Raw genomic sequence first — 1,064 nt, forward strand, 5'->3', positions numbered from 1 at the left:
GGCGAGGATGCGGAGTCGGCCCTGCGCTTCCTGTTCAATGCGTTCGCCGCCAAGCCCGAACCCGAGTTGCCGTTCCAGGGCCTGCCGGTCACGATCTACATGGACAATGGCCCAGTCAGCCGGTCGAGTGTCTTCCAGTCGGTGATGGGCAGTCTCGGTATCCGCGTCCTGACGCACCTTCCACCCAAACAGGGCGACCGTCACACTGCCGCGCGCGCCAAGGGTAAGGTCGAGCGCCCTTTCCGCACCATCAAGGAGGTGCACGAGACGCTGTACCACTTCCACAAGCCCAAGGACGAGGAAGAGGCCAATCTATGGCTGCGCCGCGCGCTGGTCACCTACAACAATGCCGACCATCGCTCCGAGCCGCACGCCCGCATCGAACACTGGCTGCGCCATCTGCCGCCCGAAGGCGTCCGGGCGATGTGCTCATGGGAGCGGTTCTGCGCCTTCGCGCGCCAGCCTGAGCGCCGTAACGTCGCCGGTGACGCGACCGTCTCGGTCGAGGGCACGACCTATGAAGTCGAGCCGCATCTCGCCGGCGAGACGGTGACGCTGCTATGGGGGTTGTTCGACCAGGCGCTGTTCGTCGAGCACGACGGCAAGCGCTTCGGCCCGTTCGAGCCGTCGCGCGGCGCGGTGCCGCTCTATCGCTACCGCAAATACCAGAAGAGCCGGGCGGAAGAACGGCTCGACAAGGTGGTGCGGCTTGCCGACCAGCTCGGTCTGCCCCGTGCCGCGATCACGGGTGGTGACCGGCCCTTGCCGTCGCTGCCGCCTACCACCTCAGGGCTTGCCGTGCGGCGCACACCCTTTCCGGACCCGGTCGTCGAGACGGCCCATGCCACCGGCCTTGCCGCCCGACAGGCGATCGTCGAACAGCTCCGACTGCCGCTGGGCTCGCTGCCAGAGGAGGATCGTGCCTTCATCGACGCATTGCTCGGCGAGACGGTCGACAAGGCCATCTTCGCCGATCGCTTCCGCGACCGGTTCCTGTCACGACGAAGGACCAGTTGATGCTCTCCGACGTGCAATCCAGCTACGGCCTCGCCCGCCCGTTCCAG

At 66.8% G+C, this 1,064-nt stretch carries 1 pseudogene; it reads left to right on the plus strand.

The features are described from left to right. Nucleotides 1-1,017, plus strand: a pseudogene (locus AACY08_RS27460) (IS481 family transposase); the annotation flags it as partial. Nucleotides 1,018-1,064 lie beyond the last annotated feature (47 nt).

The sequence above is a fragment of the Pseudomonas sp. EL_65y_Pfl1_R83 genome, from assembly GCF_963970695.1.
GTDB lineage: Bacteria > Pseudomonadota > Gammaproteobacteria > Pseudomonadales > Pseudomonadaceae > Aquipseudomonas > Aquipseudomonas tritici.